The following is a 26279-nucleotide window of genomic DNA, read 5'->3' as shown; positions in this document are numbered from 1 at the left end:
ACCCGTTTAGCTCCGACAGACAGATAAGGATCAGCCAGTGAAGGCGCTTTTTGCCTTTGCTGGATGATCCGTTCTGGCCGAGGAGTTAGGAGGTGGAGCTGGACAATGTGTAAAGCTAATACCCGGTTCAGTTAAAGTGATCTATTTTCAGCTAAAATGGTTCTTCGACAAGACTATTTTTAAGGGTTGCGGCAGCTGACTTATGATTTCCCCATAAAGACATTAAAAAACACCTTGTTCAAATGAACAAGGTGTTTTCCGTCTTTTTATGATAGCTGTCCAGCTACAGTTTTATTGACAAGCGCGCCATCAGCCTTACCTTTAACCTTAGGCATGATCGCAGCCATAACTTTACCCATGTCTGCTTTAGAAGTTGCGTTTACTTCTGCGATTGTTTCTTTCACAATAGCTTGAAGTTCTTCTTCTGAAAGCTGTTCAGGCATATATACAGTTAAAATATCAAGTTCAGCCTGTGTCTTTTCAACTAAATCTAAGCGATCAGCTTTACTGAATTCCTGGAGGGAGTCTTTACGTTGCTTTAATTCGCGAGAAAACACAGTCAGTTCCTCTTCAGCAGACAACTCCTGTTTACCCAGCTTGATGCCTTCATTTTGTAATGAGGCTTTCACCATGCGGATAACAGCCAGTTTGTCCTTCTCTTTGTTCTTCATCGCTTGTTTCATATCTTGATTCAAACGCTCAAGAAGACTCATAAATCCACCCTCTTTAGAATTTGCGTTTTCTAGCAGCTTCAGACTTTTTCTTACGTTTTACGCTAGGTTTTTCATAGAATTCGCGCTTTCTAGCTTCTTGTATAGTACCGCTTTTTGATACTGTACGTTTGAAGCGACGAAGAGCGTCCTCAAGCGACTCGTTTTTACGAACGACCGTTTTTGACATTCTTATTCCCTCCCTCCGAATACAACCAATCGACATCATCTGTTTAATAAACATGTTTATAGAAAACATGTACTTTGCAATTATAATATAACGTTTCTCAGAGGTCAACTTATATAAAAAAAAGTTCTTAATTTCGTTCATTTGTCCGGTAGATTTTTGTCATGTCCCCATGCGCTTGTCCATATATTTTTTGAATAAGAGGTGATTTGATGTGGGCTGCAGGCTTTTTCCTGCTTTACTTAATTGTCTTTTTAGCGGGTATGCATTTGCTGAAAAAAGGCCTATCTATTCTATCCGGACATGCGATGAGAGACTGGATTTATGCATGTATTAATCATCCCGTCAAAGCTTTTATCGCGGGTATTATCTTTACGGGAATCCTGCAAAGCAGTTCAGCTGTGATGGTCATTGTAATCGGTCTTGTTTCAGCGGGAGTCATCTCGTTTAAACAAACGATAGGAATTATTCTTGGAACGAATATCGGATCTACTTTCACAACCCAGCTAATCACATTGGATATTGGATCATTGATTCTGCCGCTTTTCGTTATTGGATTTCTATGTTTTTTTATGGGAGTTATTTTTAAAAAAGAAGCACTGATTCGAATGTGTGCAGCTTTTATGGGACTAGGAGCACTTTTTTCAGCGATGGCAGGCTTTGGGCGACTTGCATATCCTTTATCCCAATTAGAGCTTGTAAACGAGCTGCTGCTGTATACAAATGAACATTCTTTTGCAGGAGTCATCAGCGGTACGCTTCTTACAGGAATTATTCATTCGAGTGCTGCGACTGTAGGCATCATAATGAGTTTTTTAAATGCAGATATCCTTACGCTCAGTGCAGGCATTGCTTATGTTCTCGGAGCAAACATCGGCACATGTATAACAGGCTGGATGGCCGCTGCAGCTGCGAATCAAGATGCGAAGCTTACTGCCTATGCACATATATGGGTAAATGTTATAGGTGCAGCCGCATTTTACCCTTTCATTTCATTCTGCAGTGCAGCTGTTCAAAATCTATCTTCACAGCCTGACTTGCAGCTTGCTCATTTCAGTTTAATTTTTAATGTCATCAGTTCACTTGCATTGCTTCCTTTTGCAAATGCATTCGGCAGTTTCGTCGTTTCATTTTCAACATTTTTTAGAGGAAAAAAATAAAAAGACTGCCGAAAAAATTTCAGCAGTCTTTTTAGCCTTGTATTAATAATCAGAGTTTGAAACTTCACCTTTAACGATTGAAATTCCGGCACTTGCACCGATGCGGGTTGCACCAGCTTCAACCATTGCGAGCGCTCCTGCACGGTCACGGACGCCGCCTGAAGCTTTCACTCCAACATCAGGTCCTACTGTTTTGCGCATAAGAGCGATATCCTCGACAGTTGCTCCGCCAGTTGAGAAACCAGTAGAAGTTTTAACAAAATCCGCTCCCGCTTTAACTGATAATTCACAGGCTCTTACTTTTTCTTCGTCTGTTAATAGACATGATTCAATGATTACTTTAGTAAGCGCTTTTCCTTTAGCTGCATCTACAACAGCACGGATGTCGCGCTCAACAAGCTCGTCATTTTTATCTTTTAATGCAGCGATGTTGATCACCATGTCAACTTCTGTTGCACCTTTTGCAATGGCATCATTTGTTTCAAATGCTTTTGTTTCAACTGTAGTCGCACCAAGAGGGAAACCGATTACAGTACAAACTTTAACATCTGTACCTTTAAGTAAAGCAGCTGCTGTTTCAATCCAAGTTGGATTTACACAGACGGATGCGAATTTATATTCCTTTGCTTCTGCGCATAATGTTTCGATTTGAGCCTTTGTTGTTTCAGGCTTTAATGCTGTATGGTCAATCATACTGCCAATATTTACTGACATATGTAAGTACCCCTTTTCCATTTAATTAGTCGTCTGACCTCTTACATCTTAACACTTTTTTTAAAAAAATACGAGTACTAACTTAATTTACACAAGCAAAACAATTCTAAACCTCTTTTTTAAAGAAAGTATGTTTTCTGATTTGATCATTTAAATAAAAAAACCCGGTCTGCTCGACCAGGTTAAGAGATGTTTCGCATGCTTTCAGCTGCAGATGCATCTTCCATGACACGCACAAACTGACCTTCTGAATATGGATAGCCAGCTTTAGTAATTTTCACTTTCACAATTTTCCCGACCATTTCTTCTGTTGCAGGGAAAACAATTTTCAGGTAATTATCCGTATACCCGACATAAAGTCCGCTTTCAGGATCTTCTTTGTAGAGTTCTTCCGGGATAACCTCCAGAACTTCATCTTCATATATAGATGCGTATTCTTTCGCAAGCTGATCAGAAAGGGCAATCAGCTGATGAACACGTTCGTTTTTGACGTCCTCATCTACTTGATCTTCCATTCTGGCAGCAGGCGTGCCTGTCCGCTTTGAATATGGGAAAACATGAAGTTCTGAAAATTTATGTTCTTTAATAAAGTTATAAGTTTCCATGAATTCTTCATCCGTTTCACCAGGGAAGCCGACGATTACGTCAGAAGTGACAGCAAGTCCTGGCAATGCCTGTTTCAGGCGTGTTAAACGCTCAGCAAAGAATTCCATTGTGTATTTGCGGCGCATTCTTTTCAATACAGTATTTGAGGCTGATTGAATCGGAATATGCAAATGGCGGACAATTTTATCTGACTGATCAAGCACTTCTATGACTTCGTCAGTAATTTGACTTGCTTCAATAGAAGAGATTCTGATGCGCTTTAAGCCGTGAACCTTAGTGTCCAGCTCACGCAGCAGCATAGCGAAGTTGTAATCCTTCATGTCTTCGCCGTATCCACCTGTATGAATACCTGTTAATACGATTTCTTTATAGCCTGCATCAACTAACTGCTGAGCCTGCTTAATTACTTCTTTTGGGTCACGGGAGCGCATTAAGCCGCGTGCCCATGGAATAATACAGAATGTACAGAAGTTGTTGCAGCCTTCCTGGATCTTCAATGATGCACGAGTGCGGTCTGTAAAAGCAGGTACATCTAGTTCCTCATAAACCCGGGCCTTCATAATATTGCTGACGCCGTTGATAGGCTGTCTTTCGTTCTTAAATTGTTCAATATAGTCAAGCATTTTAACACGGTCAGATGTGCCTACAACGATATCAACACCCGGAATCGCCATAATTTCAGCAGGAGAAGTTTGAGCATAACAGCCTGTTACACAAATAACGCCGTCCGGATTTTTTCTGATTGCACGGCGAATGACCTGGCGGCTTTTTTTATCGCCAGTATTCGTTACTGTACATGTATTTATGACATAAACATCAGCCTTGCTTTCAAATTCAGAACGGTCATAGCCCGCGTCCTTAAATAACTGCCAGATAGCTTCTGTTTCATAATGGTTTACTTTACAGCCAAGTGTATGAAATGCAACGGTTGGCATGGTAATCACCTCGATAATTCAAAATAATAAGAAACAGCAGATAACACATAAAGCGGAGCCGTTTCCGTCCGTAAAATTCTCGGCCCGAGCCCGCAGGCTATAAAACCTGCATCAGTCAGCTGTTTTATTTCTTCTTCCGTCAGTCCGCCTTCCGGTCCAAAAACTACGAGAATGGACTGACCAGTATGACTCTCATTCAATGCTTTTGCAAGGTTCGCGAGTTCCCCATTTTTAGCGGATTCTTCATATGCGACGATTTTTACATCATATGAAGCGGAAGTATTAATGAGTTCCTTCCAGCTGTATGGTTCAGCAACCTCGGGAATTCTGTTGCGATAAGATTGTTCAGACGCTTCTTTTACAATCTTTCTCCAGCGCTCCACTTTTTTGACGGCCTTTTTTGCATCAAGCTTTACAACGGAACGAGCAGCATTAAAAGGGATAAACGAAGCTGCACCAAGTTCTGTGCCCTTTTGCAGAATCCATTCCAGCTTATCCCCTTTAGGCAGCCCGCTCGCTATCGTGACTGATACAGGGAGTTCGTGATCAACAGTCTGCCATTCAATGATCAAGCATACTGCGGTCTCATCATTTACCTCTTCTATCTCACAAAGCGCTGCCTGTCCGTCTGACGTACAGCAAATCAGTCTGCTGCCGGGTTTCATACGCATAACACGGGAGATGTGATGTACGTCGTCTCCCGTGATTGTCATTCTATCTGTTATATTTTCTTTTTTCTCACTTATAAAATAACGCTGCACAGATGAGCACCTCTTATTTTTTTCTTGCGATAAAGGCCACCCAGTCTTCCATAACAACTGTTTCTTCAATCTCAAAACCAGCCTCGATTAAACCGTTTTTAACTTCAGCTTTTTTATTGAGAATGATTCCAGAAGTGATGAACAAACCGCCTTGTTTCAGTATCTGGTTTGCATCGTGGACAAATCGCAGAATGACTTCAGCCAAAATATTTGCAACGACTACGTCTACAGGACCTTGAATACCGTTCAGCAAATTATTTTGAGAGACTGTGACGGCCTGATGCACTTTATTTAATTTCGTATTTAAACGTGCGCTTTCAACAGCAACAGGATCTAAATCCAGCGCCTGAACCTGCTTTGCTCCAAGCATTGCAGAAGCAATGCTTAAAACTCCGGATCCTGTGCCGACATCTACCACTAAATCGTGTTCTTTTACAGAACGCTCAAGCGCCTGAATACAAAGAACGGTTGTAGGGTGGGTACCTGTGCCAAAAGCCATCCCGGGATCAAGCTCAATAATGAGTTCATCCGAATGGACCGGTGTATAAGTTTCCCATGTCGGCACAATCGTAAATCTCTCCGAAATCTTTACAGGATGATAATATTTCTTCCACGCAGTTGCCCACTCTTCATCATTTACCTCACTTATTGAGATATCATTTTTTCCTAAATCGATATCATGAATAAGCAGGTTATTTACAGCTTCTTTAATCTCCTCAACGGTTTCGCCAAGGAAACTGTTTACCGGCAGGTATGCTTTAATAATAACACCTTCATCAGGATAATCATCAGAATTGAGGTGGTAGATTTCTCCATAAACACTTTCACGCTCTTTTAATAGATCCATTTGATCTTCAATGACGACGCCGCTTGCTCCGGCCTCATGCAATATATTCGAAATTGGTTCTACCGCTTCTTGTGTTGTATGAATACTTAACTCGGACCATTTCATTCTACCAGCTCCACTTCTGTTTATTCACCCTTGAACGCACGCTTCACTTTATCAAAAAAGCTTTCTTCATGCTCATCTGGTCTTCCCCCGCTTATTTCAGCGAATTCACGGATAAGCTCTTTTTGTTTTTCTGTAATATTAGTAGGCGTTAATACACGGACGAGAATGTGCTGATCACCCTGTCCGTAACCTCTTACATTTGCGACACCTTTTCCCTTCATGCGGAATTTAGTGCCCGTTTGTGTTCCGGCCGGCACCTTCAGTTTTACTTTGCCGTGCAGAGTAGGCACTTCAATTTCATCGCCTAATGCAGCCTGAGCAAATGTAAGCGGCATTTCACAGTAGATATCGTCTCCGTCTCTCTCAAAGAACTCATGAGATCTTACTTGGAATACGACATATAAATCACCGCTTGGCCCCCCGTTAAATCCTGGCTCTCCTTGTCCGGAAACTCTAAGCTGCTGGCCATCATCGACTCCAGCTGGAATTTTAACGGAAATCTTTTTGCGCTTTTGAACTTTGCCAGCTCCTCCGCAAGTTGAACATTTATGCTTGATCATTTTGCCTGTTCCGCTGCAATGATGACATACGCGGCGGTTGACAATTCTGCCGAATGGCGTGTTCTGCTCAACGTTCAGCTGCCCTGATCCGCTGCAATGTTTACATGTTTCCGGTTTAGTTCCGGGCTTTGCTCCAGATCCGTCACATGTATCACATGTTTCCTCACGCGGAATTTCAATGGTTGTATCCTTGCCGAATACAGCATCTTCAAAGGACAGAGTCATTGTATACTGAAGGTCAGCACCTTGCCTTGGCGCATTTGGGTCACGTCTTCTGCCACCGCCAAAGATTGAACTGAAAATATCGTCAAAACCGAATCCTCCGCCAAAGTCAGATCCTCCAAAGCCCTGATTAGGATCAGTATGTCCAAATTGATCATATTGCGCACGCTTTTGATCATCTGTCAAAACCTCATAAGCCTCTGAAATTTCTTTGAATTTATCGGTTGCATCCGCATCTTTGTTGATATCAGGATGATATTGTTTAGAAAGCTTGCGGTACGCTTTTTTCATTTCATCCTTTGTCGCGCTCTTACTTACTCCAAGCACTTCATAGTAATCACGCTTGCTCATAATTTCTCACTCCCGAATTCTCACATAAAGTAAATTGTATCACTCGATTTAACCTGATTGCAAGATATTGTTTACGTATAGAAGGTGTTTTCATACCCATAATCTATTCATACATTTCTGAAAAGTCTTTTCTTTCTTCATGAAAAAAAGTCAAAGTCAAGACAAGCCTGACTTTGACTTTCCTTATGCGGAATGAAGTCACTCATTTCCGCTCAGTATTATTTTTTATCGTCGTTTACTTCTTCATATTCAGCATCAACTACGTTGTCATCTTGCTTTGCGCCTGCTGCACCTTCAGCACCTTGCTGCTGTTTTGCCGCTTCTTCATACAATTTCATTGATAATTGCTGAACGATTTCTTGAAGTTCATCTTTTTTCGTTCTGATTTCTTCAAGTTCATTTTTTTCAATAGCAGCTTTTAATGCGTCTTTTGCTTCGTTCGCTTTTGCGACGTCAGCTTCGTCTACTTTACCTTCAAGATCTTTCAGAGTCTTTTCAGTTGTGAAAACCAGCTGATCTGCTTCATTGCGAAGTTCAACTTCTTCTTTGCGCGCTTTATCCGCATCTGCATTTTCTTCTGCTTCTTTTACCATGCGTTCGATTTCATCATCACTTAAACCTGTTGAAGATTTAATTGTGATTGTCTGTTCTTTATTTGTGCCTAAATCTTTTGCACGCACATTTACGATACCGTTTTTATCAATATCAAATGACACTTCAATCTGCGGTACTCCGCGCGGAGCCGGCGGGATATCCGTTAATTGGAAACGGCCTAATGTTTTATTATCTGCAGACATTGGACGCTCACCTTGAAGGACATGGATGTCTACAGCTGTTTGGCTGTCAGCAGCCGTTGAAAATACTTGTGATTTGCTTGTTGGAATCGTCGTGTTGCGCTCGATTAACTTTGTGAATACGCCGCCCATTGTTTCAATTCCAAGTGAAAGTGGTGTTACGTCAAGCAATACAACGTCTTTCACATCACCAGTGATGACGCCGCCTTGAATTGCTGCACCAAGTGCTACAACTTCGTCCGGGTTAACGCCTTTTGATGGCTCTTGGCCAAGCTCTTTTTTGATTGTTTCTACAACAGCAGGGATACGAGTAGATCCGCCGACAAGGATTACTTTATCAATTTCATTTTTAGAAAGACCTGCATCTTTAAGTGCCTGGCGAACAGGACCCATTGTTCTTTCAACTAAATCAGAAGAAAGCTCTTCGAATTTAGCACGTGACAATGTTACTTCCAAGTGAAGAGGTCCAGCTTCTCCAGCTGTGATGAAAGGCAATGAAATCTGTGTTGAAGATACACCAGAAAGATCTTTCTTAGCTTTTTCAGCAGCATCTTTCAAACGCTGAAGAGCCATTTTGTCTTTTGAAAGGTCGATGCCGTTTTCTTTTTTGAATTCTGATACTAAATAATCAATGATTACTTGGTCAAAATCATCTCCGCCAAGACGGTTGTCTCCAGCCGTTGAACGAACTTCGAATACTCCGTCTCCAAGTTCTAAAACGGACACGTCAAATGTACCGCCGCCTAAATCGTAAACAAGAATTGTCTGATCTTGGTCTGTTTTATCTAAACCGTAAGCAAGTGCTGCTGCAGTTGGTTCGTTGATAATACGCTCAACTTCAAGTCCTGCAATTTTACCTGCATCTTTAGTTGCCTGACGTTCAGCATCATTGAAGTATGCCGGTACTGTGATAACCGCTTTTGTAACAGGTTCGCCTAAATAGTCTTCTGCATATGCTTTTAAATGCTGAAGGATGATTGCAGAGATTTGCTGAGGAGTATTCTCCTTGCCCTCTACCTCTACTTTATAGTCCGTTCCCATGTGTCGTTTGATGGACATAATAGTATTTGGATTTGTAATAGCCTGGCGTTTTGCTACTTCGCCAACCTGGCGCTCGCCATTTTTAAATGCTACTACTGAAGGAGTTGTGCGGTTGCCTTCTGCATTTGGAATAACCTTAGGTTCTCCGCCTTCTAATACTGCAACACATGAGTTTGTTGTACCTAAATCGATGCCGATAATTTTCCCCATCGTAGAAACCTCCTAATATGTAAGTTATTGATTCACTTTAACCATTGCTGGTCTGATAATGCGGTCTTTCAATTTGTAGCCTTTTTGGAATTCTTCAATGACAACATTGGATTCATATTGATCATCTTCCACCTGCATAACAGCCTGATGAAGATGCGGGTCAAACGGCTGCCCTTCTGCCTGAATGGCTTCAATGCCCTCATTTTGCAGCGCCTGAACCAGCTGGCGGTAAACCATATCCATTCCCTGCAGCAGGGATTGTGTTTTTTCGTCATCCGTATCTATTTTTAACGCTCTTTCAAAATTATCAAGAGCCGGCAGTATTTCGGTTATCAGATTTTGAGAACGATATTTTTGGGCAGCCTCAAGATCAAGACGTGATCTTCTTCTGAAGTTATCCAGATCTGCCTGTACGCGGTACATGCGGTTTTCAGTTTCACTAAGCTTGGCTTCAAGTTCATCAATCTTAGCTTTGGCTGCTGTTAACTCATCAGATTCCTGTGCTTGTTCAGCTTGTGTATCAGAATCCATTGATTCGCCCTCTTGGTTTACCAACGTTTCTTCTTGTGATGCTGTTTCATTTTCTTTTAAGCTTTCTTTTGCGTCGTTAGTCAATTTCTTTCACCTCCCTTAAAGTGCAAAGCCATGGAAAGGGAGCGGAAAACAATTTTCCACTCTCTTACAATATGGACAATGTTTTTATGAGTGATACAGATTTGTTAAGGCTTTGGACATATCTTTTGTGACTCTCTGCAGCAGACTGATCACTCTGGAATATTCCATTCGTGTCGGGCCAAGAACGGCAATCCGCCCTATTTGTTTATTATCAACAGAATAGGTTGCTGTTATCAGACTGCAGTTTTCCATTGCGATATTCTGATTTTCTTTGCCGATTTTAATTGTAATTCCTGAATCATACGCCTGCAGAATGTTATATAATTCCTGCTCTTCTTCAATCATTGTCAAAAGGGTTCTGACACGCGAGATATCATTGAATTCCGGCTGGCTTAACATATTTGTTTTCCCGCCGAAGTATATCTTTTCATTCGCGTTCATCGTGAATGTTCCAGATAGAACTTTCATGATGGAGTCATAGTTTTGAATATGATTCCTCAGCAAGTTTACTATTTCTTTGTATATTTTGTCATGCAATTCGACAATCGGGACGTTAAATAACCGCTCATTTAATATGTTTACCATTTTCTCAATATCCATCGGATCAATTGTTCCCGGAAAAGAAATGGTTCTGTTTTCAACATGGCCCGTATTTGTCACAATGATTGCAACAGCTGTATCTTCACTGATCGGAACAATCTGTATTCGTTTCAGGCGATTTTCGTTTACTTTAGGACCTAAAATAATTGACGTGTAATTCGTTAAATCCGAAAGAATCTGAGCAGACTTCTGCACTACTTTTTCAAGTTCGAAAATACGCTCGGCGAAGACAGACTTAATCGTAACAACATCCATATTTGTCAGTTTCTGCGGAGCAAGCAAGTGATCCACATAATAGCGGTACCCTTTCTCCGACGGAACTCTGCCTGATGAACTGTGAGTCTTTTCAATAAAACCCATTTCTTCAAGGTCAGCCATTTCATTTCTGATAGTTGCAGAACTGAAAGTGATCGTTTCTTTCTTAGAAAGAGTTCTTGAGCCGACCGGCTGAGCAGATTGGATAAAATCATCAACAATGACCTGAAGTATTAAAAGCTGACGATCTGTTAACATTATCATCACCTCTGTTAGCACTCTGTATGCGCGAGTGCTAAATCTATAATAAAAAGTATCAAATCAAACGTTAAATGTCAATTATTTAGATTAAATTCCTAACGAAATTAAAGGTTTATCAATTGAGAAAAGGAAAACAAAAAGACACGCGCAAAAACGCCGTCTTTTCTGTTTACCCTATTCAGCAGGCACAACACCTAAAAACGCCTGAAAAACTTCATTTCCCAGCAATTTCCCCTTATGCGTGAGTGAAATGGAGTCCTGTCCATCATTTAACAGGCCTTTTTCAGTTTGTTCCTGTATCTGCACTCCAAAAACATTTGCTATAGGTATGCCGAATTTATCTGCAAACCTCTTTTTACTGACGCCTGAAGATTTACGCAAACCGAGGAAAAGTTCCTCTTCCATCTTTTCAGCTTCTGTTACTTGATGCTCATTCAGATAGGGAAAGCCTGTTTCTTCAATCATCTGCATATATTTTTTCAGCGGACCTGCATTTGCCCGCCTGATATTGTCTGTGTAGCTGTGGGCTCCCGCCCCAATTCCGTAGTACTCTTCATTATTCCAATACGTAAGATTATGTCTGCTTTCATAACCAGGAAGGGCAAAATTGCTGATTTCATATTGATGAAAACCATGCTGTTCCATCTCCTCCATGAGATATTCATACATGACGGCTTCATCTTCCTGAGGCGGAAGAACCAGTCTGCCTTTGGACATTAAATTATAGAAAACCGTTTTGGGTTCAACAATGAGAGAATACGAAGAATAATGTTTAACATCAAGACCAAATGCAACCTTCAGGGAATCTCTGAAATCATGGATTGTCTGCCCAGGCAGCCCGTACATTAGGTCAATGCTTATATTGTCAAAGCCTGCTTTTTTGGCAAGCTCAATGCTTTTCATGACATCAGCCGATCGGTGAGTGCGCCCGATTTTTTCAAGCAGTTTATCGTTAAATGTCTGCACCCCGAAACTCAGGCGGTTTACTCCAAGGTCTTTCATCACCTTTAACTTTTCATATGAAAGATCGCCAGGATTCGCTTCTACTGCAAATTCGTGTAAAGAAGAGGATGGCATAAACTCCTCATTTATTGCTGTCAGGAGCTTTCCCATTTGTTTTTCATTTAAAGCAGTTGGTGTGCCTCCGCCTATAAAAATTGTTTCAAGCGAATCTGCAGGGTATTTTAAAAGAGTGTTTTTCATTTCCATTTGCATGCTGTCAAGGTACTCATCAACTGGCTGATTTTTCAAAAAGACCTTGTTAAAATCGCAATAATGACAGATCTGTTCGCAAAAAGGAATGTGAAGATATGCAGCTTTGACCATTTTTCTCACCTTCTAATAAAGAAGCCGCAGTACGTTGACTGCGGCAAATGTTTTTTCTTACGTTATCATAATTTTTGCTTGAATGAAAATAATTGGAATTAGTTATCGTCCATTTTCAGAACAGCCATGAAGGCTTCTTGAGGAACTTCTACAGAACCAACCGTTTTCATGCGTTTCTTCCCTTCTTTTTGCTTCTCAAGAAGTTTCCGTTTACGGGAAATGTCTCCTCCGTAGCATTTGGCAAGGACGTTTTTGCGCATTGCTTTGATTGTCGAACGGGCAACCACTTTTTGTCCGATCGCCGCCTGAATCGGCACCTCGAATTGCTGGCGCGGAATCAGTTCTTTTAATTTCTCTACAATGATTTTACCGCGGTCATAGGCTGAATCTCTATGAACGATAAATGACAGGGCATCAATTTTCTCATTGTTAAGCAGGATATCCATTTTCACAAGCTGGGACGTTTTATAGCCGATCAGCTCGTAATCAAATGACGCATACCCTTTTGTGTTTGATTTTAATTGGTCAAAGAAATCATAAACGATTTCCGATAATGGAAGTTCATAAACGATGCTGACTCTGTTTTCATCTAAATATTGCATATCGATAAAGTTGCCGCGTTTATTCTGGCAGAGCTCCATGACAGCACCGACATAATCGTTTGGTACCATTACGGTCGCTTTCACATATGGCTCTTCAATCCGGTCAATCTTTTGAGGATCAGGAAGATTGGATGGGTTGTCAATCCGGACTTCGCTGCCATCTGTCAAAAAGACATTATAAATTACACTTGGTGCAGTTGTAATTAAATCAATTTTAAATTCACGTTCAATCCGTTCCTGGATAATTTCCATATGCAGAAGTCCAAGGAATCCGCAGCGGAATCCAAAGCCAAGAGCCTGAGATGTTTCCGGTTCATATTGAAGCGCCGAATCATTCAGTTCCAATCTTTCTAAAGCCTCGCGGAGATCGTTGTATCTAGCCGTATCAATTGGATACAGGCCGCAATAAACCATCGGATTTAATTTACGGTAGCCTGGAAGCGCCTCGGTTGCACCATTTTTAGCGTCCGTAATCGTGTCGCCTACTCTTGTATCGCCAACATTTTTAATGGCAGCTGTTAAGAATCCGACATCGCCTACATTTAATTCATCAAGCAATAGAGCTTTTGGTGTGAATACACCGACCTCTGTTACTTCAAATTCCTTGCCCGTTGCCATCATCTTGATTTTCTGGCCGACTTTAACTGTTCCCTCTACCACACGAATATATGCCACAACACCGCGGTATGCGTCATATAATGAGTCAAAAATAAGCGCTTTTAGGGGCGCATCAGGATCACCTTGTGGTGCAGGCACTTTTTCAACTACCTGTTCCAATATTTCTTCAATTCCGATGCCAGCTTTAGCAGAAGCAAGGACAGCTTCTGAAGCATCAAGACCGATTACATCTTCAATTTCCTGGCGGACACGTTCGGGATCAGCGCTTGGAAGGTCTATCTTGTTGATAATCGGAAGAATTTCCAGATCATTATCAAGAGCCAAGTAGACATTCGCAAGAGTTTGAGCTTCAATTCCCTGAGCAGCATCAACAACCAGCACCGCTCCTTCACATGCAGCCAGACTGCGGGAAACCTCGTATGTAAAATCGACATGTCCCGGTGTATCAATCAAATGGAAAATATATTCTTCTCCATCTTTTGCTTTATATTTTAATTGTACGGCATTTAATTTAATTGTTATTCCGCGTTCTCTCTCAAGATCCATTGAGTCAAGAAGCTGATTTTTCATTTCTCTTTGTGTTAACGCTGACGTTTTTTCAAGAATTCTGTCCGCAAGCGTTGACTTCCCATGATCAATATGGGCAATAATCGAGAAATTGCGTATCTTGGACTGTCTCTTTAATTTATCTTCTTTATTCTTCATAATCGTTCTATCACTCCTACTAAACTGGCCAATGCACTAAATTTAATTATATCAATAGGGAGAGTAACATTCAACACCGAAAAGCGGAACCGCCCGTTTAGCTCCGACAGACAGATAAGGATCCGCCAGAAAAGGCGCTTTTTGCCTTTACTGGCGGATCCGTTCTGGCCGAGGAGTTGGGCGGTGGAGCTGGACAGCACCGAAAAGCGGAACCGCCTGTACAGGCCGAGCAGTCAATACCGAATTCATGGGGTTTCCAATTTAATTGGAGGGGTTTCCGAATTAATTGGAGGGGTTTCCAATTTAATTGGAGGGGTTTCCGAATTAATTCATGGGGTTTCCAATTTAATTGGAGAATTTTTGTTCTGGCCGAAGACTAGCAGGCTGAGCATGACACTATAAAAGCGATATTGCCCAGTTAGTGCATGCAGACAGATAAGGGATTCAGCACCTCACAAAAAAGAGGAAAGCCTCCCTTGCGCTTCCCTCCATCCTATTCAATCTTCCATTTAGTGAAACAGGCTTTCAACCAGACTTGCCAAAAAAGTAATAAAACCAGTTATGACTGCACTTGCCAGCGCGGCAAATTTTTTTCCCATCTGTGAAAAGAAGTTGAACGCCTCCATCTCCTCAAGCTTTTCCTGTTTTTCTTCGAGATTATGGCTGACGCCTAATACGGAAGCTTCCAGTTCTCCTGATGAATCATTTTTCACTTCAAAAGCGCTGCTCAAATCGGGGTCTTCGTATCCTTTCAATTTTACGAGACCCTGATTGGCCTGCTGCATGCCAAACAGCACACCAAGCAGTAATATTGAGCATAGGACAAAGCACTTCAGCATGAATTTCATCATCATACTTCCCTCTAATCTGAATTTATCTTATTTTTTTTCAGGAGCTGCAGCATTTACTTTTTCAGCCTGCCAGTAATACTCACTGAAAATATCTGCCACTGCATCTGCTGTGCGGTTAAGTTCCTCAAGGTTGTTATCGATGCCGCCGAATTCAATCAGCATCGCATTTTCTGTAAGATCCTGATTATACAGGCTGTTTGAACCAGGAGTATCTTTAAGGAACACACCCCTGCTCAGCCCCGGGTATTTAGCTTCAATTTTTATATGGAGGTCGGATGCCAGTTGCTTGTTTTTATCATGAAGAGGATTTTTCCCTCCTATGACGAATGCAACCTTGGCATATTTCTTCCCGTTAATATCTGCGGTTGTTATTTTATAAGGCTGTGAATCACGGTGTATATCAATGACATACTGAATCTCTTTATTTCCCGCCATTGCTGTTTCAACCGTTGGCCGGGACATCGTATAGGCTTTTCCAAAAGACCAGCCCTTTTCATTCAGTTTTTTCATAAAGTTGGTTTTATCTACGTTTGTTCCGATCCCTTTATCTTCAAGTGCTTTTCCGAGTCTGTCTCCTATAAGTGTTACGTTTGCTTCAGAATGATAAGCACTGTTTGCATTTTTGACATTCTTCAGCATAGGCAAATAGGATTCTGTTGTATGTGTATGGTAAATGTAAACCACTTTTCGTTCACCTGTTGTCGCAATTGGCGGTGTTTTTGACTGATCCGTCTGATCATCCGCACCTTCCAAGTCAGCGATTGAGGCTTCACGCTCCTCTAAAAGCACCTCTGTCGGCGGCGGAGATTCAATTGGCATTGTTGTATAATCTGTTCCTTCTCCAGCAACGACAATTTCGCTGTCAAATAGGGTGAATCCAGGAAGCTCTCTTCCAAGCAGACTTCGGGGATCTTCCGGATTGATGCTTGTTGCCGCTTTGAAAAATAGCGATGATACACTCGGCGGTTTAGATTCTTCAGGCAGATCCTGAATAAAATAGCGATTTTCAAAACCAAGCAGATGAATAAAAGAATTGCCGGTTATATTATTTGTTAATTCATTAATTGATTTTGAAGTGATTCTATATTCAGGCTTTAGGGAAGTCAGCGCGCCTGAAAGTAAAAATACGAGCATAAACCCGATAAAGCCGAGTGCAAATCCTTTTTTTAAGCTTGTCCCATTCAAAGTGACTATGATTCCGCGATTAGTTCGAGAATGCTTCATCTTCTTCCTCCTTCAAAGCTTGCCTGCTTAACTATATGCAGAAGCAGGAGAAAGTAGACTGATTTTTAATGCGTATATGATCTCGCGTTGCTGCTGTCCACCTGTTGATGAAGTGCCTCATTCAGTCCATTCGCTACCACTGTTGCCATGTCTTCAATAAAGGTATCGACTTCCTTTGGAGTCACCATCAAATTGTGTCCAAGCGGAGAGAGGACTTCGTGGATCAGCCTTCTTTTTTCTTCATCTTCAAGAGTTCCGATGATACCGAGAAATTGCTGTTTATGTTCATCAGAAGGAAGATCCTCATCGGTGAGAACTCTCTTTTTTCCAAATGACATCCCTGCCGGAGTGAGCGACTTAGAAGGACGGTCTCCCTCCTTCATCTCTCTTCCGAAGTGCTTTAAGATAAAATCAATCGTATCGCTTGTGATTGAAACAGCATCCACCACTGTCGGAATGCCAAGTGCAATAACAGGTATGCCCAGGGTGTCCATGCTTAACTCTTTGCGTTTATTTCCTACGCCAGATCCCGGATGAATACCTGTATCTGAAATTTGAATGGTCGTATTTACACGCTCAATCGATCTTGCAGCAAGCGCATCAATGGCAATGACAAAATCAGGATTGCTTTTTTCAATAATGCCGGTAATAATATCGCTTGTTTCAATTCCTGTAATCCCCATTACCCCAGGTGATATCGCGCTCACTGGTCTGAAGCCTTCCTGCACATTTTCAGGCTGAAGCTGAAATAAATGACGTGTAACAAGAAGGTTTTCTACAACACGGGGGCCAAGCGAATCTGGGGTCACATTCCAGTTGCCAAGACCCACTACAAGGCAGCTTGCATCCTTTGGAATCTTCAAACCATCCATAAAACTGCTGAATTCTTTTGCAAAAACATCAACAACCTGATTTTGCAGGGCGGTATCTTTTTGGCGGATTCCCTGTACTTCAAGGGTCAAGTAATTTCCCGGCTTTTTTCCGGTAAGCTCTGCTCCCTTTTCGGTAATTTGAAGAGAAGTTATTTTCACTCCATTATCATCCCGCTCTTTAACAATTACGCCTTCAATCTCGGGTGATTTCTTTTCGGGCTCAGGCGTTTTTGTTTCAGCTGCCAAATCGCGTGCTTCAATGGCCAAATCTGTTCGGACTGAATACATACTTAAATCTAAAGGTTCTTTCAATGTCATAACCTCCTGGCTGCATAGTCTTTCTTATTCTGTATTTTTGCCTTAATTTCCAGCTTTCATTCTTGACAGTCATAAGCCGTGATAATTTCCTTTACAATTATATTGCAATCTATATGCCCGTTTGATAAAATATCACTTGTTCTTATTATTGATGAAAATGTCGAGTATAATAGATCTCGAATGCTTTTTAGGAGGTGAAACGAATGCCAAACATCAAATCTGCAATCAAACGCACAAAAACTAACGCTGAGCGCAATGCACACAATGTAACAATCAAATCTGCTATGCGTACTGCTATTAAAAGAGTAGAAGCTCTAGTTGTTAACAACGATGCTGACAATGCAAAAGCTGCACTAGCTGTAGCTTCTAAAAGAATTGACAAAGCTGCTCAAAGTGGTTTAATCCACAAAAACGCTGCTGCTCGTTACAAATCTCGTTTAACGAAATCTGTAAACGGTCTTTCAGCATAATAAAAAAATCCTCTTCCCGAGAAGAGGATTTTTTTTATGGGCTTTATTTGAACAAGCGCAGCAAAAATAGTTCCACGGCGAGTCTTTTATCCATTTTGCCGGTTTTCATGTCATAATCTGCGTCACCCAGCTGATTCATGATCGATGTCAATTCCATCGTTTGAAAAAGCTGTGCCTGCTGCATGGCAAGCTTCACCCTGAATGGATGCACCTTTAAATTCCCTGCAATCTGCTGTTGTCCGTATCCCAGAACAGAAAGCTCTTTCACTTGAAGAATCAGTCTGAACTGATTAATAAGCAAGGATAAAATCTTTATTGGTTCCTCGTTTGCTTTTAGCAGATCATAAAAAATCTGCATGGCACGAGTCCTGTCTTTGCGGATAACCTTCTCAATCAATTCGAAAATATTTTGCTCAAGTGTTCTTGAAACAAGAGAAGAAACAATCTCTTCCGTTATCATTCCGCCTTCACCCGCATATGTACTCAGTTTGTTTATTTCTTGTGAAATGGCCATTAAATTTCCAGCTGTCAGCATATATAGCTGATCTCTTGCTGAGTCTTGAAGTGCAATGGCATTTACATCTGCGAGTTCTTTCATCCACTTTTTTGTTTCAAGCTCAGACAAGCCATTCATTTCAACTGTTTCAGACATTTTTTTTACTGCTTTAGTGATTTTTTTTCGTTCATCCAGCTTTTCGTAAGGTGCTACAATAACCAAAATAGTATAGGGAGCGGGACTTTTCAAATACTCCTCTAATTTTTCAATGCGGTGTTCAATCTTTTCTTTCTTCTTTTCACTTGTTAAAAAGTGAGGATGCTTAAGAATAACCACTCTTTTTTCACCTAAGAAAGGCAGTGTTTCTGCATCTTCAACAGCAGCTTCCAGTGCTGTTTCAGTCAAGTCATACTGCGCAAGGTTAAAATCCATTTCAGACGGATCCAAAGCAGCTTCAATAATCCGCTGAACGGTTTCCTGAATAAGATAAGATTCCTTTCCAAGAAGCAGGTAAACGGGCTTAAGCTGTTTATTTTTCAAATCTTTCCAGACGTTTGATATCATTTTATCACCCAGTTTCAATCATTCTTTTCTAATCCTATCGGTCCCCTGCCTGTTTAGCAAGTACGGATTTTGCAAATGGGGCAAAATGAACAGGGAACAGGCTTAGCCGGTTCCCCTATATATAAACGCCGCCGCCCATGTCCCAGGATACATGTGCAGGCAAGCGATCGATATGTTGTCATTATTTTTCTCACGCAGATGGGTTTCTATAGGTGTAAAGTGTTGTCAAAACCCGTATTGGAAAATGATAGATTTTTTGTATGATTTGGCTTATACTATAAGGCATATAGGAGGGGTAAATTGTGAATGAATTTGAAAAGAATGTTCAAAGCAAACGCAACGATGCAGTAGACTCGGGAGTAGGATTTATCGTTTCATTCGGGTTCTTTGCCACTATTTTCGTATTGGCAACAGTTATTAAGTTAATTGGTTCATGACAACCCTTACATAGAGACTGCAGAGCAGTCTCTTTTTCATTTTCATAAATCATTTATCTGATACGCTATCGTATGGAGGCTGCACGGAAAACGTTCCACTGTCACCATGAAATTTATAAGTAATCGAACCATCCCTTTTTGTTTGAAGTTCTGACACATCATATTTCTTCAATAGCTGAAGGACTTCATCATGAGGATGGTTGTAACGGTTGTTCTCCCCTGCTGAAATGAAAGCAAACTCCGGCTGAAGCTGCTTTAAAAACGATTCGGATGTAGAACCTTTGCTTCCATGATGACCAACCTTTAATACGTCGGCTTTCAGTCCTGTGTATTTTTCAAGGATGCGCTTTTCTCCTTCATGCTCTAAATCACCCGTAAACAGCCATTTCAACCCTCCAATCTTTGCAAATATAACTAGTGAATCGTCATTTTCACTGTCTGTTAACTTGATTGGAGATAAAATGTGCAATTTGAAAAAATCGTCAGTTACAGCGTCCCCGCTTTTTAAAACAGAAACCTCCGTCCCTGTCCTTTTCGCTTTATCAATGATTTCCTGCTCAAATTCCCCTCTCAAAAAACCATATGGCACGATCAGCTCTAAGACACGGATTTCATCAAGAAGATCGATGACCTCCCCAGCGTGGTCAGCATCTCCATGAGTCAGAATCAGTTTATCCAGGGTTCTTTTGCCTTTTGATTTTAAAAAAGGAATAAGTGTATCTTCAGCAATTGAATAAGAACTGCTTTTTTCTTTCCATTTTTCCTGATTAAATGTCAGCATACCGCCAGTATCGATTAAGTATGTCCCCTGATTATGCGGTGCAGAGAGGTAAATGGCATCACCCTGTCCAACATCAAGCATCACAATCTCACCTGTTTGAACAAAATACTCTGATTCATGCTGATAGATAAGCAGAAGCGCAAGGAATGAAACGAAAATCCTCATTTCTTTTAATCGATTGGATTTCTCATATGCGATAAAAGCCTGACATAAGAACAATGGAAACAGAAACAGAAAGAAAAAAGATGGTTTGCCAAATAGAAGCATAAATGAAGGCAGGCTGTTGATAAACAGCACTAGATCATTGCTGATTTGCAGCAAAAAGTCCGTTAAAGCGATGAGGAATGATCCTAATGGCGGAAAAGCAATCATCGTAATCACTGATACAAGTGATAAAGGAAGAATTACCACGGAATAAAAAGGCACAAACAGTAAATTCATCGGAAGACTTAACAGGGAGATTTGATAAAAACTGTACAAAATGACCGGAAGGGATGCGAGCTGGGCAACTGATGATACGGCAACCAGCTGATAAATGCGGTTAGGCATTTTTGAAAAAGCCCTGGCTGACAGAATAAGAGCCATACTCACTGAAAAGGATAATTGAAAGCCAACATTAAATAAATAATATGGATCGGCAAAAAGCAAAATAAGAAACGCAATGGAGATAACATCAATTGTGGAGAGCTGCAGCTTCAATTGTTTGGATGCCAGATAAAGCATGCTCATCCCTGCAGCCCTGAGAACGGAAGGCGCTCCTCCAGCGAGTATGCAATAAACGGGCAATGAGAGGATTAAAAGAAGTTTTGTTTTTTCATGTGTCAATCCTGACCTGATCAAGATAAAGTATAGCCCGGAAACTAAAATCCCGACATGAAGACCGGAAATTGCAAGTAAATGAATGATGCCAAGCTCCTGATATGCCTTATTGATTTCTTCGGAAATATGAGCACGTTCCCCGTAAAGAAGCGCCTGCACAATTCCCCGGGATTCCTCTGGAAATACTTTAGAAATAAACAGGATGCCAGCTTGTCTGTATTCTTTCAGTTTTTCAGACACCGTTTGATTACCTTTCCTGCATTGCTCAATAGAATCGGCCTCTAGAATCCAATGAATCCGATTGTTTTTAAGGTAATCTGCGTAATCAAAAGCATTTGGGTTTGTTGCATGTTTAGGGGGCGTTAATTCCCCTGTAAAAGTACAAGTTGTGCTGATCTGCAATAGCCTGTACCTATCTTTCTCTTCCTCTGAACGGAAATAGTACACGGCACTTATTTTCTCTTGATTAACAATAATTACACCCTTCATATGATTGCCGTCTATTTCAGGAAAATCAGCGAATTTCCCCTGAACAGTATGTCTGCCCTCATTAAACCTCGATGCATTATTTTTTTCTACTGCATGGAAATGAAAAAAGAAGAGAAGAAAAATGGCCATACAGCCAATGAGCAAAGTCATTTTTTTTCGGAAAAGGAGATAGGCACAAAAGAGAAGAATGATGAAGGAGGACGTATAAAATGGAAATTTTGCAGCAGCAACGGCTAAACCGGCTGCTGCCGCAAAATAGATGAGCTTTCCTTGATAGCTTATTTTAGACATGCTGAAATTATACGCTGCTTTTGAACAGCTTATTTGCTTTTTCTAAAAGCGAGATGCGTTCTTGGTCATCCTCTACTTTTTCAAGCAGCTCGCAGATGAATTTTTTCTGTTCAGAAGTAAAAGTGTCTGCTTCCGCCTCAACTTGCTCTACATGAACACCCGCTTGTTCAAACAGCTCCGCTGCATACGGATGATTTTTGTAGCTTTGTGCAAAATAGACCTTTTTGATTCCGCTTTGAATAAGGGCTTTGCAGCATTGCAGACAAGGAAAATGTGTCACATATATTTCTGCGCCTGCAGTCGGCACGCCAAATTTAGCACATTGCAGCAGAGCATTCATTTCTGCATGAATGGTTCTGACACAGTGATTATCGATGACATAGCATCCCTCATCTATACAATGGACGCCTCCTGCAATTGAACCGTTATACCCTCCGGCTATGATGCGTTTGTCTCTTACAATTGTTGCTCCTACTGCAAGGCGAGTACATGTGCTTCTAAGAGCAAGCAGATGACTTTGCGCCATAAAATACTGATTCCAGGAAATTCTGTTCATGTTATCCCCCATTTGTAGAAGTAGCTGCAGCTCTTCCTTTAGTGTATAGATAGTAGGAAAAGCCCGTCAATTCATTTTACTGAAATATTGTCTTTTAATTTTTCGAATGATTTTTCACCTATCCCTGAAACGTTCATTAGATCCTCTATTGTTTTGAACCCGCCCGCTTCTTCCCGGTATGAAAGAATCGCTTCCGCCTTCGCAGGTCCAATCCCTGTAAGCGTCTGAAGATCCTCTGCGGTTGCTTTATTAAGATTGACTTTCTGCTCTCCGGCATCAGCTGCTGCTTTAGGCTGCTGAACTAAATCTTCTGCTGTCTCACCCTGTTTTGGAATATAGACAACCATTCCATCCTCAAGGAGCGCTGCAAGATTGATTTGAACAGCATCCGCGGCATTCGTTAACCCTCCTGCTTTTTCTATCACATGATGAAACCTTTCTCCGGACTGCATTTCATATACACCAGGCTTTTGAACCTCTCCCTTCACATCAACAATGACGGTCTGGTGTGCTTCAATCTCTCCTGTTTCAGGCTCTTCTTTTAAATCATGCTTTCCGGTTAATAAAGCAGCCTCATCTTCGTTCATTTGAGGGTTTTGTTCTGCAGTCATTGAATTTTGCTGTGTTTGATGCAGGAAGAAGGCTGCGGCAATTCCAATTACACCAATTAAATATTTATATTTTTTTAGAATTTCCATGCATTGCTCCTTCAAGTGATTCATATTTTTTCATCTATTTTCATAAAGTGTAGGAGAAAGTATGTTAAAGGAGGGGATGAAACATTGAACGCAGGCTTTATTGGAACAGGGAATATGGGGAAAATATTGATTGAAGCGTTTATTGAATCGAATGCACTTAAGCCCTCAGCCATTCATATTACAAATCGAACGTTTGAGAAAGCGGCAAATCTAAAAAAAGAGTATCCAAAAATCAACTTATATCTAACACCTGAAGAAATCGCTCGGCAAACTGAGCTTATTTTTATATGTGTGAAGCCGCTTGACATTCACCCCCTTTTAGTAAAATTATCACCCTATTTACGAAAAGATCAGTGCATCATCTCTATAACAAGTCCAATTAATGTTGAGCAGCTTCAGTCTATAGTTAATTGCCAGGTCGCCCGTGCCATTCCAAGCATAACAAACCGGGCCTTATCAGGTGTGTCGCTGCTTACTTTCGGAAACTGCAGTCCCTTTATGCGGAAGTCAATTGAAGAATTATTTCAGGCTATTTCAAATCCTTTTACAATCGATGATCACATAACAAGAGTTTCATCAGATATCGTAAGCTGCGGCCCGGCATTTTTCAGCTATCTCCTTCAAAGGTTTATTGATGCCGCAGTCAGAGAGACAGAAATCACAAAACATCAGGCTGTTCAATTGACGAGCGAAATGGTCATTGGGCTTGGAAAGCTGCTCGAAAGCGAACTGTATACACTTCCGACATTACAGGAGAAGGTGTGTGTAAAAGGCGGTGTAACCGGCGAAGGCATAAGTGTTATGGAAGCAGAAATCGGCGAGGTGTTTGAGCACTTATTTCAGAGAACTCACAGGAAATACAATGAGGACCTAAGAGAGGTAAAAGAACAATTCGATAGATATGAGTGATGTATTAGATTTCTCCATCCGTTTCTATTTTCCTTCCGTTCATGAAAAAAACCATCGAAAAATATATTCGATGGTTTTTATTTCTTTACAGCGACAAAAAAGATTCTCTCAGAATCAGTTTCTGGAGGCTGATTTTTAAAATCTGCCGTTATCTCGAGTAACGTAAAACCTGCTTGTTTAAGCATCTCTTCATATTGATTTACAGAGTAAGTTCTTTGAGTATGATATTCATCAAATCGCTCATACATAGAACCCCGTTTTACAAAAAAGGACAAATCGTGTTCAATGCTGTCAGGTGCATCTCCAATAAAGCTGTTCCAGATATAACTTACTTCTTCGTTATTATCAGCAAATGTAGCCTCATTGAATATTTCATGTATTTTAAATAAGGAATGTACATCAAAAACAAGGAGGCCGCCTGGAGCAAGCTGTTCAAATGCAGCATTTAATGCTGCATGAACATCGTCCTCTGTGTCCAGGTAATTTAGAGAATCACAGCAGATAAAAATACCGTCAAACAATTGGCCAAGCTCACCGGGCAGCCTCATATCATGCTGAAAATATGGAATGGTTAATCCCTCGGCTGCCGTTTTCTGAAAGGCAATCGACAGCATTTCTTCACTGATGTCCATCCCTGTAACTTGATATCCCCTTTTTTTCAGCCTGATGGAAATTTCTCCAGTCCCGCAGCCTAAATCAAGGACATAGTTCCCGCCATTTCCAAACTCAGCCATTCTTTCATGAAGGAATTCAGTCCAAAGAGCATAAGGAGCCTCTTTCATCAGTTCATCATAAATCTCGGCAAACCCTTTATAAATCATTGTGAAAGGACTTTCTCCAGATTTTCAGACGGAGCATCTCCCCAGAGTTTTTCAAGCTTGTAATAGTTTCGCTCATCTTTATGGAAGACGTGTGCCACAACATCACCCATGTCAATCAGCACCCAGCGTGCCTCATCAAATCCTTCCAGGCGCTTTACCTCGATGCCGTTTTGTCCTGCCTGATCTTTCATCTCTCTTGCAATTGCCTGTACTTGTTTATCTGAATTACCGTGACAAATTAAGAAGTAATCTGCGATTAATGAGATTCCTTCCATTTTCAGAGCTGTGATATCTTCTCCTCTTTTGTCATCTGCTGCTTTTGCTACAATTGCCAACGTTTCTTTACCAGTCAATATAATGTTCCTCCTTTTTCTTCAAAAACCAAAAAATTGTAAGATTGCAGAGTCTCTGGATAGATTGCCTGATTTTTTTTCAGCAAAAATAAAATCGTATTTTTCATCGACACAATCAGTGCTTTATTTAAATCATTCTTTGCAAGCTCTCTTACTTCATCTGCACCCGGAAAGATTCTTCCAGGTTCAATGTAATCCGCGACATAAATTACTTTATCAAGCAAGGTCATATTTTCTCTCCCAGAAGTATGATAACGGATCGCATCCAAAACCTCTGCATCATTTATGCCTGCTTCTTTTTCAACAAGAAAAGCACCTACTGGAGCATGCCATAATTCCGGACTGTGAATTAACAATTCCTTAGTCATATTCTGCTCGACAATGATTTGTTTCATCTCATCTTTGCTGCGGAATTTTGCATAATCATGAAAAATGGCCGCTGTCTCAGCTTTTTTCACATTTGCTCCATATTGTTTTGCAAGTGCAATTGCCGTTTCCATTACCCCGATTGTATGCTCATATCTGTGATCTGTTAAATGTTCCTTCACTAAAGCTAAAGCTTTATCACGTTCCATATAAGTGATTCTCCTCAATATAGCCTCTCACTTCATCCGGCAGTAAATAATCTGTTGAATGGCCAAGTCTTATCCGCTCTCTAAGCATAGTTGAAGATACTTCAAAAATTGGCGCATCAACTTCAATGACTGGATATTCTGTATCTGATTCAAAGCCTGTACGTTTAACGCCTACAAATTGAACGAGTTCAATCAGCTGATCAATTTTATGCCATTTGGGCAAAAATTCAATCATGTCTGCTCCAATAATAAAGTAAAACGAGCAGTCTGGAAAATGGTTTTTCAGCAATGTAATTGTATCGTAGGTGTATGAAGGACCGTTTCTCTCAAATTCAATGCTCTGAACCTTAAATCCCGGCTGCTTTTCAGTACACAGCTACAGCATATGGAGCCTGTGTATGCTGTCTGTTATGGCTTCCTTGTCCTTATGCGGCGGATTTTGGTTTGGCATAAACCAAATTTCATGAAGATGAAGAGAATGCAATACTTCATTTGCCATTAATAAATGTCCAAAATGAGGAGGATCAAATGTGCCTCCAAATATTCCGATTTTCTTCATCTTCTCAGCCT

At 40.9% G+C, this 26279-nt stretch carries 27 protein-coding genes and 1 pseudogene; 5 read left to right on the top strand and 23 right to left on the bottom strand.

The genetic code is table 11. The features are described from left to right. Positions 1–266 precede the first annotated feature (266 nt). Positions 267–713 carry a GatB/YqeY domain-containing protein gene (locus ABEQ24_RS20045; protein WP_307432223.1) on the bottom strand — a complete coding sequence of 149 codons (447 nt, stop codon included), beginning with the start codon at positions 711–713 and terminating at the stop codon, positions 267–269. A gap of 13 nt (positions 714–726) precedes the next feature. Beyond that, entirely contained in the window at positions 727–900 is a 174-nt protein-coding gene (gene rpsU, locus ABEQ24_RS20040; RefSeq protein WP_015595024.1) for a 30S ribosomal protein S21, read from the bottom strand. 209 nt (positions 901–1109) lie between these two features. On the opposite strand from rpsU, the gene ABEQ24_RS20035 reads away from it, so the two are divergent. After that, complete coding sequence (locus tag ABEQ24_RS20035) at positions 1110–2057, top strand: Na/Pi symporter (RefSeq protein WP_430008435.1); 948 nt, start codon at positions 1110–1112, stop codon at positions 2055–2057. A gap of 42 nt (positions 2058–2099) precedes the next feature. On the opposite strand, the gene deoC is transcribed toward ABEQ24_RS20035, so the two are convergent. From deoC to lepA, 10 genes are all read right to left on the bottom strand, one after another. Then, on the bottom strand, positions 2100–2771 hold the full coding sequence (gene deoC, locus ABEQ24_RS20030) for a deoxyribose-phosphate aldolase (protein WP_430008434.1): 672 nt from the start codon (positions 2769–2771) through the stop codon (positions 2100–2102). Positions 2772–2953: 182 nt separating this feature from the next. Next, positions 2954–4312, bottom strand: coding sequence for a tRNA (N(6)-L-threonylcarbamoyladenosine(37)-C(2))-methylthiotransferase MtaB (gene mtaB / locus ABEQ24_RS20025; RefSeq protein WP_430008433.1), 1359 nt, complete (start codon positions 4310–4312; stop codon positions 2954–2956). Positions 4313–4317: 5 nt separating this feature from the next. Then, positions 4318–5073, bottom strand: a complete 756-nt coding sequence (locus tag ABEQ24_RS20020) for a 16S rRNA (uracil(1498)-N(3))-methyltransferase (RefSeq protein WP_430008432.1) — start codon at positions 5071–5073, stop codon at positions 4318–4320. A gap of 13 nt (positions 5074–5086) precedes the next feature. Then, positions 5087–6025 carry a 50S ribosomal protein L11 methyltransferase gene (gene prmA, locus ABEQ24_RS20015; RefSeq protein ID WP_223436806.1) on the bottom strand — a complete coding sequence of 313 codons (939 nt, stop codon included), beginning with the start codon at positions 6023–6025 and terminating at the stop codon, positions 5087–5089. Positions 6026–6045: 20 nt separating this feature from the next. Then, positions 6046–7158, bottom strand: a complete 1113-nt coding sequence (gene dnaJ, locus ABEQ24_RS20010; protein WP_430008431.1) for a molecular chaperone DnaJ — start codon at positions 7156–7158, stop codon at positions 6046–6048. A 218-nt stretch (positions 7159–7376) separates the two neighbouring features. Then, entirely contained in the window at positions 7377–9203 is a 1827-nt protein-coding gene (gene dnaK, locus ABEQ24_RS20005; protein ID WP_430008430.1) for a molecular chaperone DnaK, read from the bottom strand. A gap of 24 nt (positions 9204–9227) precedes the next feature. Then, positions 9228–9818 carry a nucleotide exchange factor GrpE gene (gene grpE, locus ABEQ24_RS20000; RefSeq protein WP_430008429.1) on the bottom strand — a complete coding sequence of 197 codons (591 nt, stop codon included), beginning with the start codon at positions 9816–9818 and terminating at the stop codon, positions 9228–9230. Positions 9819–9902: 84 nt separating this feature from the next. Beyond that, entirely contained in the window at positions 9903–10931 is a 1029-nt protein-coding gene (hrcA, locus tag ABEQ24_RS19995; RefSeq protein WP_430008428.1) for a heat-inducible transcriptional repressor HrcA, read from the bottom strand. Between the two features lie 177 nt (positions 10932–11108). Beyond that, positions 11109–12260, bottom strand: a complete 1152-nt coding sequence (gene hemW, locus ABEQ24_RS19990; RefSeq protein WP_430008427.1) for a radical SAM family heme chaperone HemW — start codon at positions 12258–12260, stop codon at positions 11109–11111. 98 nt (positions 12261–12358) lie between these two features. Continuing rightward, on the bottom strand, positions 12359–14185 hold the full coding sequence (gene lepA / locus ABEQ24_RS19985) for a translation elongation factor 4 (protein ID WP_430008426.1): 1827 nt from the start codon (positions 14183–14185) through the stop codon (positions 12359–12361). Between the two features lie 183 nt (positions 14186–14368). Here lepA and ABEQ24_RS19980 point away from each other — a divergent pair, with 183 nt between their 5' ends. Then, on the top strand, positions 14369–14587 hold the full coding sequence (locus tag ABEQ24_RS19980; RefSeq protein WP_430008425.1) for a hypothetical protein: 219 nt from the start codon (positions 14369–14371) through the stop codon (positions 14585–14587). Between the two features lie 107 nt (positions 14588–14694). On the opposite strand, the gene ABEQ24_RS19975 is transcribed toward ABEQ24_RS19980, so the two are convergent. The 3 genes from ABEQ24_RS19975 to gpr form a co-directional block, all read right to left on the bottom strand. Then, on the bottom strand, positions 14695–15036 hold the full coding sequence (locus ABEQ24_RS19975) for a YqxA family protein (protein ID WP_430008424.1): 342 nt from the start codon (positions 15034–15036) through the stop codon (positions 14695–14697). Between the two features lie 27 nt (positions 15037–15063). Then, positions 15064–16260, bottom strand: a complete 1197-nt coding sequence (gene spoIIP / locus ABEQ24_RS19970) for a stage II sporulation protein P (RefSeq protein WP_430008423.1) — start codon at positions 16258–16260, stop codon at positions 15064–15066. Between the two features lie 65 nt (positions 16261–16325). Further along, complete coding sequence (gene gpr, locus ABEQ24_RS19965; RefSeq protein WP_430008422.1) at positions 16326–17444, bottom strand: GPR endopeptidase; 1119 nt, start codon at positions 17442–17444, stop codon at positions 16326–16328. 209 nt (positions 17445–17653) lie between these two features. Here gpr and rpsT point away from each other — a divergent pair, with 209 nt between their 5' ends. After that, positions 17654–17920: a 30S ribosomal protein S20 gene (gene rpsT, locus ABEQ24_RS19960; RefSeq protein WP_070874389.1), complete on the top strand. Its 267-nt coding sequence runs from the start codon at positions 17654–17656 to the stop codon at positions 17918–17920. 43 nt (positions 17921–17963) lie between these two features. Here rpsT and holA read toward each other — a convergent pair whose 3' ends face one another. Then, positions 17964–18980, bottom strand: a complete 1017-nt coding sequence (holA, locus tag ABEQ24_RS19955; protein WP_430008421.1) for a DNA polymerase III subunit delta — start codon at positions 18978–18980, stop codon at positions 17964–17966. Positions 18981–19282: 302 nt separating this feature from the next. On the opposite strand from holA, the gene ABEQ24_RS19950 reads away from it, so the two are divergent. After that, on the top strand, positions 19283–19417 hold the full coding sequence (locus ABEQ24_RS19950; RefSeq protein WP_070874390.1) for a YqzM family protein: 135 nt from the start codon (positions 19283–19285) through the stop codon (positions 19415–19417). A gap of 49 nt (positions 19418–19466) precedes the next feature. On the opposite strand, the gene ABEQ24_RS19945 is transcribed toward ABEQ24_RS19950, so the two are convergent. The 3 genes from ABEQ24_RS19945 to ABEQ24_RS19935 all read right to left on the bottom strand — a co-directional run bounded on the left by ABEQ24_RS19945 (position 19467) and on the right by ABEQ24_RS19935 (position 23051). Continuing rightward, on the bottom strand, positions 19467–21797 hold the full coding sequence (locus tag ABEQ24_RS19945; protein WP_430008420.1) for a DNA internalization-related competence protein ComEC/Rec2: 2331 nt from the start codon (positions 21795–21797) through the stop codon (positions 19467–19469). Between the two features lie 7 nt (positions 21798–21804). Beyond that, positions 21805–22353, bottom strand: a complete 549-nt coding sequence (locus ABEQ24_RS19940) for a ComE operon protein 2 (RefSeq protein ID WP_430008419.1) — start codon at positions 22351–22353, stop codon at positions 21805–21807. 71 nt (positions 22354–22424) lie between these two features. Then, positions 22425–23051, bottom strand: a complete 627-nt coding sequence (locus ABEQ24_RS19935; protein ID WP_430008418.1) for a helix-hairpin-helix domain-containing protein — start codon at positions 23049–23051, stop codon at positions 22425–22427. An 84-nt stretch (positions 23052–23135) separates the two neighbouring features. Here ABEQ24_RS19935 and comER point away from each other — a divergent pair, with 84 nt between their 5' ends. Then, positions 23136–23960: a late competence protein ComER gene (gene comER, locus ABEQ24_RS19930; protein ID WP_430008417.1), complete on the top strand. Its 825-nt coding sequence runs from the start codon at positions 23136–23138 to the stop codon at positions 23958–23960. A 77-nt stretch (positions 23961–24037) separates the two neighbouring features. On the opposite strand, the gene ABEQ24_RS19925 is transcribed toward comER, so the two are convergent. The 4 genes and pseudogenes from ABEQ24_RS19925 to ABEQ24_RS19910 all read right to left on the bottom strand — a co-directional run bounded on the left by ABEQ24_RS19925 (position 24038) and on the right by ABEQ24_RS19910 (position 26268). Further along, entirely contained in the window at positions 24038–24781 is a 744-nt protein-coding gene (locus tag ABEQ24_RS19925; RefSeq protein WP_430008416.1) for a class I SAM-dependent DNA methyltransferase, read from the bottom strand. Then, positions 24778–25134, bottom strand: a complete 357-nt coding sequence (gene rsfS / locus ABEQ24_RS19920; protein WP_430008415.1) for a ribosome silencing factor — start codon at positions 25132–25134, stop codon at positions 24778–24780. Before rsfS ends, ABEQ24_RS19925 begins: the two co-directional genes overlap by 4 nt. Continuing rightward, on the bottom strand, positions 25131–25709 hold the full coding sequence (gene yqeK / locus ABEQ24_RS19915) for a bis(5'-nucleosyl)-tetraphosphatase (symmetrical) YqeK (protein ID WP_430008414.1): 579 nt from the start codon (positions 25707–25709) through the stop codon (positions 25131–25133). Before yqeK ends, rsfS begins: the two co-directional genes overlap by 4 nt. After that, positions 25699–26268 (bottom strand): annotated as a pseudogene (locus ABEQ24_RS19910) (nicotinate-nucleotide adenylyltransferase). Before ABEQ24_RS19910 ends, yqeK begins: the two are co-directional and overlap by 11 nt. Positions 26269–26279 lie beyond the last annotated feature (11 nt).

This window comes from Metabacillus idriensis (assembly GCF_050483325.1).
Taxonomy (GTDB): Bacteria; Bacillota; Bacilli; order Bacillales; family Bacillaceae; genus Bacillus_P; species Bacillus_P idriensis_A.
Note: the sequence above shows the minus strand (reverse complement) of the source record. Positions and strands in the feature narration are given on the sequence as shown.

Excerpts from the sequence above, each read along its gene's own strand:
- rpsU (WP_015595024.1), bottom strand. The coding sequence starts at position 900 with ATGTCAAAAACGGTCGTTCGTAAAAACGAGTCGCTTGAGGACGCTCTT.
- dnaK (WP_430008430.1), bottom strand. The coding sequence starts at position 9,203 with ATGGGGAAAATTATCGGCATCGATTTAGGTACAACAAACTCATGTGTT.
- ABEQ24_RS19940 (WP_430008419.1), bottom strand. The coding sequence starts at position 22,353 with ATGAACAGAATTTCCTGGAATCAGTATTTTATGGCGCAAAGTCATCTG.
- rpsT (WP_070874389.1), top strand. The coding sequence starts at position 17,654 with ATGCCAAACATCAAATCTGCAATCAAACGCACAAAAACTAACGCTGAG.
- lepA (WP_430008426.1), bottom strand. The coding sequence starts at position 14,185 with ATGAAGAATAAAGAAGATAAATTAAAGAGACAGTCCAAGATACGCAAT.
- hrcA (WP_430008428.1), bottom strand. The coding sequence starts at position 10,931 with ATGTTAACAGATCGTCAGCTTTTAATACTTCAGGTCATTGTTGATGAT.
- ABEQ24_RS20035 (WP_430008435.1), top strand. The coding sequence starts at position 1,110 with ATGTGGGCTGCAGGCTTTTTCCTGCTTTACTTAATTGTCTTTTTAGCG.
- holA (WP_430008421.1), bottom strand. The coding sequence starts at position 18,980 with ATGATATCAAACGTCTGGAAAGATTTGAAAAATAAACAGCTTAAGCCC.
- ABEQ24_RS19975 (WP_430008424.1), bottom strand. The coding sequence starts at position 15,036 with ATGATGAAATTCATGCTGAAGTGCTTTGTCCTATGCTCAATATTACTG.
- ABEQ24_RS20045 (WP_307432223.1), bottom strand. The coding sequence starts at position 713 with ATGAGTCTTCTTGAGCGTTTGAATCAAGATATGAAACAAGCGATGAAG.
- hemW (WP_430008427.1), bottom strand. The coding sequence starts at position 12,260 with ATGGTCAAAGCTGCATATCTTCACATTCCTTTTTGCGAACAGATCTGT.
- prmA (WP_223436806.1), bottom strand. The coding sequence starts at position 6,025 with ATGAAATGGTCCGAGTTAAGTATTCATACAACACAAGAAGCGGTAGAA.
- ABEQ24_RS19935 (WP_430008418.1), bottom strand. The coding sequence starts at position 23,051 with ATGGAAATTCTAAAAAAATATAAATATTTAATTGGTGTAATTGGAATT.
- ABEQ24_RS19945 (WP_430008420.1), bottom strand. The coding sequence starts at position 21,797 with ATGTCTAAAATAAGCTATCAAGGAAAGCTCATCTATTTTGCGGCAGCA.
- dnaJ (WP_430008431.1), bottom strand. The coding sequence starts at position 7,158 with ATGAGCAAGCGTGATTACTATGAAGTGCTTGGAGTAAGTAAGAGCGCG.
- mtaB (WP_430008433.1), bottom strand. The coding sequence starts at position 4,312 with ATGCCAACCGTTGCATTTCATACACTTGGCTGTAAAGTAAACCATTAT.
- yqeK (WP_430008414.1), bottom strand. The coding sequence starts at position 25,709 with ATGGAACGTGATAAAGCTTTAGCTTTAGTGAAGGAACATTTAACAGAT.
- ABEQ24_RS19925 (WP_430008416.1), bottom strand. The coding sequence starts at position 24,781 with ATGATTTATAAAGGGTTTGCCGAGATTTATGATGAACTGATGAAAGAG.
- spoIIP (WP_430008423.1), bottom strand. The coding sequence starts at position 16,260 with ATGAAGCATTCTCGAACTAATCGCGGAATCATAGTCACTTTGAATGGG.
- deoC (WP_430008434.1), bottom strand. The coding sequence starts at position 2,771 with ATGTCAGTAAATATTGGCAGTATGATTGACCATACAGCATTAAAGCCT.